This window comes from Streptomyces sp. NPDC001903 (assembly GCF_042891345.1).
Lineage (GTDB): Bacteria > Actinomycetota > Actinomycetes > Streptomycetales > Streptomycetaceae > Streptomyces.
The window spans coordinates 448863-455473 of the sequence record NZ_JBIASZ010000006.1 but is presented as its reverse complement, the minus strand read 5'-3'; the positions used below and the strand labels follow the sequence as shown (position 1 = coordinate 455473).

7 protein-coding genes are annotated in these 6611 nt (G+C 72.0%); 3 read left to right on the top strand and 4 right to left on the bottom strand.

The genetic code is table 11. The features are described from left to right. Positions 1-90: 90 nt before the first annotated feature. Positions 91-789 (bottom strand): uridine kinase, encoded by a 699-nt coding sequence (locus ACFYZS_RS17510; RefSeq protein WP_389012710.1) that lies wholly within the window; start codon positions 787-789, stop codon positions 91-93. A gap of 54 nt (positions 790-843) precedes the next feature. On the opposite strand from ACFYZS_RS17510, the gene ACFYZS_RS17505 reads away from it, so the two are divergent. Beyond that, complete coding sequence (locus tag ACFYZS_RS17505; protein ID WP_389012655.1) at positions 844-1194, top strand: hypothetical protein; 351 nt, start codon at positions 844-846, stop codon at positions 1192-1194. Between the two features lie 65 nt (positions 1195-1259). Here ACFYZS_RS17505 and ACFYZS_RS17500 read toward each other — a convergent pair whose 3' ends face one another. The 3 genes from ACFYZS_RS17500 to deoC are packed head-to-tail and all read right to left on the bottom strand — an operon-like array spanning position 1260 to position 4556. Then, on the bottom strand, positions 1260-2159 hold the full coding sequence (locus ACFYZS_RS17500; protein WP_389012652.1) for an aldehyde dehydrogenase family protein: 900 nt from the start codon (positions 2157-2159) through the stop codon (positions 1260-1262). Beyond that, positions 2152-3588: an aldehyde dehydrogenase family protein gene (locus tag ACFYZS_RS17495; RefSeq protein ID WP_389012649.1), complete on the bottom strand. Its 1437-nt coding sequence runs from the start codon at positions 3586-3588 to the stop codon at positions 2152-2154. The genes ACFYZS_RS17500 and ACFYZS_RS17495 overlap by 8 nt, the downstream gene beginning before the upstream one ends. 5 nt (positions 3589-3593) lie before the next feature. After that, entirely contained in the window at positions 3594-4556 is a 963-nt protein-coding gene (deoC, locus tag ACFYZS_RS17490) for a deoxyribose-phosphate aldolase (protein ID WP_389012707.1), read from the bottom strand. A 307-nt stretch (positions 4557-4863) separates the two neighbouring features. Between deoC and ACFYZS_RS17485 the strand changes: the two genes are divergently transcribed. Both ACFYZS_RS17485 and ACFYZS_RS17480 read left to right on the top strand, forming a co-directional pair. Beyond that, positions 4864-5886 carry a hypothetical protein gene (locus tag ACFYZS_RS17485; RefSeq protein ID WP_389012647.1) on the top strand — a complete coding sequence of 341 codons (1023 nt, stop codon included), beginning with the start codon at positions 4864-4866 and terminating at the stop codon, positions 5884-5886. Between the two features lie 81 nt (positions 5887-5967). After that, positions 5968-6600, top strand: coding sequence for a class F sortase (locus tag ACFYZS_RS17480; protein ID WP_389012644.1), 633 nt, complete (start codon positions 5968-5970; stop codon positions 6598-6600). The last annotated feature ends 11 nt before the right edge of the window (positions 6601-6611 follow it).

The following is a 6611-nucleotide window of genomic DNA, read 5'->3' as shown; positions in this document are numbered from 1 at the left end:
CCCGTGTACTGGACGTACTCGGGATTTCGCCCGGTGCGCCGAGAGCGCGTGCCGGGCGCCGCGGGGCAGGCGGGACTTTGCGGACACCCCCTAGGCCGCGGCCGTCGTGCGGTGGCGGCCCGCCGCGCAGGCGGCCAGGCGGCCCAGGGCCTCGTCGCGGGCGCAGGCGTACGCGCCGAGGGCGGTGTGCCGGGCCACGATGCCCCGCTCCGCCCGCATCAGCCGCCATCCCCTGCGCAGCAGGAACGGCAGCGACTTGCGGCCCTCGCGCAGGTCCCGCGCGAGCCTGCGCCGGAACGTCGTGGACGGCCGGCCGCGCAGGCAGATGGCGTCGGCCAGCAGCCCCGTCGCCTGGCACCGGGCCACGATGTCCGCGGCGAAGATCCCCTCCGCGATGAACAGCGGGGTGCGGGAGATGTCCAGCGTCTCCGTACCCGTACGGGAGGAGGTGGCGATGGAGTACACCGGGACCTCGGTGCGGCCGACCGCACAGAGCTCCTCGATCGCGGCGACCGCGGCGTCGGCGTCCCACGACAGCGGGGAGTCCCAGTCGATGTCGGAACTGCCCTCGACCAGCGGGAGGGTCGGGTCGTCGCATTCCTTGTAGAAGTCGTCCAGGCGCAGCACCGGCAACCCGGAACGGGCCGCCAGCCTGGACTTTCCGGAACCCGAAGGCCCGGTCAACAGGACGACACGCGTAGGCAAAGGAGAGGAGGAGCTCACGGGACACCAGTGTGAACCATTCCCCCGCGCAGGGGATGCCCCCGGTGGCCGGTTGGTATCCAGGATCACACCTCAACTACGCTGCGTGCGCACGCGACTACGACCTCAGGCGGGATCCCCATGGCACGTCACGCAGCCCCCGGCAGCTCCACGCTGCGCTCCGCAGGCATCACGCTCTCCATGGCCGGTGCGGCCCTGGCCATGGCCGCCGGCGGCGCCCAGGCCGGTGAGCTCTCGGTGCCGGCGGCCCTCGCCGGGGTCACCGACCCCATCGCGAACCTCAAGGTGAACCCGCTGGCCCACACCGGCGTGGACCCGCTCGACAACGGCGTGGCCACCCGGGTCGCCGACTTCCCCGCGGTCGGAACCACGATGGTGACGGGGATCCTGACGCAGGGCCCCTCCGTCGGCGAGCTGCCCGAGGCGGCCGCGTCCTCGCTGCTCGGCCCGCTGCTGCCGAAGCAGTCGTAGGCGGGCACGGAAAGGCCCCGGCAGCGCGGGGGACACTGCCGGGGCCGGTTTCCGAGGGGGATCCCCTAGTACGAGGATCCGCCCGAGCCCAGCGAACCCGTCGGGTGCCAGACCGTCTTCGTCTCCAGGAACGCCGTCATGCGCGACGTGCCCGGGTCGGCGCTCCAGTCGTCCACAGGCTGTGGACGCAGGACGCGCTTGAGGTTGTCCGCGGCCGCGATCTCCAGCTCCTTGGCCAGCGCCGCGTCGGCGCCCGCCAGGTCGATCGCGTTGACGTCCTGGTGGGACGCCAGGTGCGGGCCCATCTCGGCGGCCTTGCCGGACAGGATGTTGACCACACCGCCCGGCAGGTCGGAGGTGGCCAGCACCTCGCCCAGGGAGAGGGCGGGGAGCGGGGACTTCTCCGAGGTGATCACGACCGCCGTGTTGCCCGTCGCGATGACGGGGGCGATGACCGAGATCAGGCCCAGGAACGAGGAGTCCTGCGGGGCGACGACCGTGACGACGCCCGTCGGCTCCGGGGTGGAGAGGTTGAAGAACGGGCCCGCGACGGGGTTGGCCCCGCCGACGATCTGGCCGATCTTGTCGGTCCAGCCCGCGTACCAGACCCAGCGGTCGATGGCCGCGTCGACGACCGCGCCGGCCTTCGACTTGGACAGGCCCTCGGCCTCGCCGACCTCGCGGACGAACTGGTCCCGGCGGCCCTCCAGCATCTCGGCGATGCGGTAGAGGATCTGGCCGCGGTTGTACGCGGTCGCGCCCGACCAGCCGCCGAAGGCCTTGCGGGCCGCGACGACGGCGTCACGCGCGTCCTTGCGGGAGGACAGGGGGGCGTTGGCCAGCCACTTGCCCTTGGAGTCGGTCACCTCGTACACCCGGCCGCTCTCGGAACGGGGGAACTTGCCCCCGACGTACAGCTTGTAGGTCTTGAAGACGTTCAGACGGGTCGCAGAAGACTCAGACATCGAGGTAGCCCTCCAGGCCGTGGCGGCCGCCCTCGCGGCCGAAGCCCGACTCCTTGTAGCCGCCGAAGGGCGAGGTCGGGTCGAACTTGTTGAACGTGTTGGCCCAGACGACACCCGCGCGGAGCTTGTTCGCGACCGCGAGGATGCGGCTGCCCTTCTCCGTCCAGATGCCGGCGGACAGGCCGTACTGGCTGTTGTTGGCCTTGGCGACGGCCTCGTCGGGCGTACGGAAGGTCAGCACGGACAGCACCGGGCCGAAGATCTCGTCGCGGGCGACGGTGTGCGCCTGGGTGACGTTCGTGAAGAGCGTCGGGGCGAACCAGTAGCCGGAGGACGGCAGCTCGCACGCCGGGGACCAGCGCTCGGCGCCCTCGGCCTCGCCGGTCTCCGCGAGCGCGGTGATCCGGGCCAGCTGCTCGGCGGAGTTGATCGCGCCGATGTCGGTGTTCTTGTCGAGCGGGTCGCCCAGGCGCAGCGTGGACAGGCGGCGCTTGAGGGAGTCCAGCAGCTCGTCGTGGATCGACTCCTGGACCAGCAGGCGCGAGCCCGCGCAGCAGACCTGGCCCTGGTTGAAGAAGATGCCGTTGACGATGCCCTCGACGGCCTGGTCGATGGGGGCGTCGTCGAAGACGATGTTGGCGCCCTTGCCGCCCAGCTCGAGGGTGACCTTCTTGTCCGTGCCGGCGATCTGGCGGGCGATGGCCTTGCCGACCGCGGTCGAGCCGGTGAAGGCGACCTTGTTGACGTCCGGGTGCTCGACGAGGGCCGCGCCCGCGTCCCCGTAACCCGTGAGGATGTTGACGACACCCTTGGGCAGGCCCGCCTGGCGGCAGATGTCCGCGAAGAACAGGGCGGTGAGCGGGGTGGTCTCGGCGGGCTTGAGGACGACCGTGTTGCCGGTGGCGAGCGCCGGGGCGATCTTCCACGCCAGCATCAGCAGCGGGAAGTTCCACGGGATGACCTGGCCGGCCACGCCGAGCGGGCGCGGGTTCGCGCCGTAGCCCGCGTGGTCGAGCTTGTCGGCCCAGCCCGCGTAGTAGAAGAAGTGCGCGGCGACGAGCGGGAGGTCCGCGTCGCGGGTCTCCTTGATCGGCTTGCCGTTGTCCAGGGTCTCCAGGACGGCGAGCTCGCGGCTGCGCTCCTGGATGATCCGGGCGATGCGGAAGAGGTACTTGGCGCGCTCGGAGCCGGGCAGCGCGGACCAGCTCGCGAAGGCCTTGCGGGCGGCCTTGACGGCGCGGTCCACGTCGGCGGCGCCGGCCTGGGCGACCTCGGAGAGGACCTCCTCGGACGACGGGGAGACGGTCTTGAAGACCTTGCCGTCGGCGGCGTCGGTGAACTCGCCGTCGATGAAGAGCCCGTAGGAGGGGGCGATGTCGACGACGGAACGCGACTCGGGGGCCGGTGCGTACTCGAAAAGGGATGCCATGGTGATCAGTCCACCGTCACGTAGTCGGGACCGGAGTAACGGCCGGTGCTCAGCTTCTGGCGCTGCATCAACAGGTCGTTGAGCAGGCTGGAGGCGCCGAAGCGGAACCAGTGGTTGGAGAGCCAGTCCTCGCCCACGGTCTCGTTGACCAGGACCAGGAACTTGATGGCGTCCTTGGTGGTCCGGATGCCGCCGGCCGGCTTCACGCCGATCTGGATTCCAGTCTGCTCCTTGAAGTCGCGGACGGCTTCGAGCATCAGCAGCGTGTTGGCGGGGGTGGCGTTGACGCCGACCTTGCCGGTGGAGGTCTTGATGAAGTCGGCGCCCGCGATCATGCCGATCCAGGAGGCCCGGCGGATGTTGTCGTAGGTCGACAGTTCGCCGGTCTCGAAGATGACCTTGAGGCGGGCGGCGGTGCCGTCGGGGCGTACGCACGCCTCCTTGACGGCCTTGATCAGCTCGTACGTCTCCAGGTAGCGGCCGGCGAGGAAGGCGCCACGGTCGATGACCATGTCGATCTCGTCGGCGCCCGCGGCGACGGCGTCGCGGGTGTCCGCGAGCTTGACGGGCAGCGCGGCGCGGCCGGCCGGGAAGGCGGTCGCGACGGAGGCCACCTTGACGTCGGCGCCGTTCAGGGCGGCCTTGGCGGTGGCCACCATGTCGGGGTAGACGCAGACCGCGGCGGTCATGGGGGTCGTGCGGTCGGTCGGGTCGGGGTTGACGGCCTTGGCGGAGAGCGCTCGGACCTTGCCCGGGGTGTCCGCACCCTCAAGCGTGGTCAGGTCGATCATCGAAATGGCCAGGTCAATGGCGTACGCCTTGGCCGTGGTCTTGATCGAACGGGTACCGAGCGCGGCCGCGCGGGCCTCAAGGCCGACGGCGTCTACGCCGGGCAGCCCGTGCAGGAAGCGGCGCAGCGCGCTGTCGGACGTCGTCACGTCAGCGAATGCGGTGAGGGTGGTGGGCATGGTCACCAGATGAGCATATCTACGCGCGTAGCGGCCTGTCACCCCCCGCCGGCGCACATATGTGCGGACTTGGGCACATCCGGGCGCGGCGCGGATCCGGCGACGGCCCGGCCGCGGACCGCTGACCTCCACTTTTCCTGTTACGTGGCGAAGACAGGAACCCCATGGTCCAGTCGAACAGGAAACGTAAATTTCTTCTCAGCAGCCCGCCAGACCTCACCGGATGAAAGCCTTCGGCAGAGAACCCGTAGAGAAAAGGGGCATGCGACTCTCCCACCTTCCCGCGACACAGCTTCAAGGAGTCGTTATGCGTTCCGCCCTCCGCACCTCGATCGTCACCGCCGCCCTCGCCGGGGCCCTGCTCGCGCCGGCCGCGACCGCGATCGCGTCGGCCGCCCCGCAGCCGGCGGCGCCGGCCCAGGCCGTGGCGTCGACCGCGGGGGCGGTCTCCTCCGACGACGACGGGCGCTACGAGGGCCGGCCGGTCTACGTCGGCAACGGGATGGTGGCGGTGCTGCGCAACGCCGCGGAGGGTCCGGAGGCCTGGATCCGCTACGTCGGCGACCAGTGGAAGCCGGGCGACACCTACATGACCCACGTCGTGGGCCTGGTCACCCGCGGGCAGACCACCGCCGAGGCGTACGGGGCCTCCTTCGAGCTCACCAAGGCGGAGACGGCCGCCCCGGTGCTCGTCGTCACCACCAAGGGCGTCGCCAAGTCCTACCCCCTGCCCGAGGGCAAGGCCGGGCAGGTCTGCTCGGCCCACACGTCGCAGAACATCGGCGCCGGCATGAGCGCCGAGCTCTACATGTCCCCCGACGGCCCGCGGGCCGAGCTGTGGGTCGCCGGCGAGGACACCGCCTGGCGGCTCCTGGACCGCAGCCGCCCGTCGCTGCCCGAGTCGGCCGGCATCATCGCCCGCATCGTGAACCCGAGCGGCGCCGCGCCCGGCTTTGAGTGGAAGACCCAGGGCGGCGGCACCCCGCTCGGCCGGACCTCCTTCCCGGCGCTGCCCAAGGGCTGCAAGCCGAACTACGAGATCACCGAGGACCTGGCCGGGGACAAGCCCGCGCCGAAGCCCGAGCCGACCGCCGCGGTGGACGCCAAGCCGGTCGTCGACGCCAAGCCGGTCGCCGACGTGAAGCCGCAGGGCGGGGCACAGACGGTCGTCGTGCCCAAGGGCGGGGTGGCCGCCGGGGCCGAGTACGCCGCCGAGGACACCGACAACAGCACCACCGTCGCCGCCGGCGCCGGTCTCCTCGCGATCCTCGCCGGGCTCGGTGCGGCCCTGACGGCCCGCGGCCGCCGCGCCGCCCGCAACCGCGGCTGAGCACCGCCCCAGCCCTTCCCGTTCGCCCAGCGGCGGGCCGCCTCCACGGTGGCCCGCCGTCCCCGTTTCCCGGAGCACCCCATGGCCCGCCGCGTCCGCCCCCTGCTCGCCGCCGCCCTGCTCGGCCCCCTCGCCCTCGCCGCCCTGACCGGCTGCGGCGGGGCGCCGGCCGCCCCGGCGCCCCCGCCCGCCCCGCGCATCGCCACGGCCGCGGCGCCGGCCCCGCCCGCCGCGACGGCGTCGGCCGCGCCGGCCGCCCCGCTGCCCGCCGCCGAGCCCGTACGGGTGCGGATCCCCGCGGCCGGGGTGGACACGGGCCCGCTGCTGAAGCTGGGCCTGGCCGCCGACGGCAGCGTCGAGGTGCCCTCCGTCGCGGACGGGGACCGGATCGGCTGGTACTCCAAGGGCGTCACCCCGGGCGAGACCGGACCCGCCGTGCTGATCGGGCACTTCGACACCGTGCGCGGTCCGGCCGTCCTGCGCGACGTGGCGAAGATCCGCACCGGTGACGAGATCACCGTCTCCCGGGCGGACGGCCGGGCCGCCGTCTTCCGGGTGCGCGCGCTGGAGCAGGTCGACAAGAAGAGCTTCCCGACCGCCAAGGTGTACGGGAACACCGCGCGCCCCGAGCTGCGGCTGATCACCTGCGGCGGCGAGATCACGAACGGCCACCGGCCCGACAACATCATCGTGTACGCCGATCTCGTCGGCTGAGACGGCTTGAG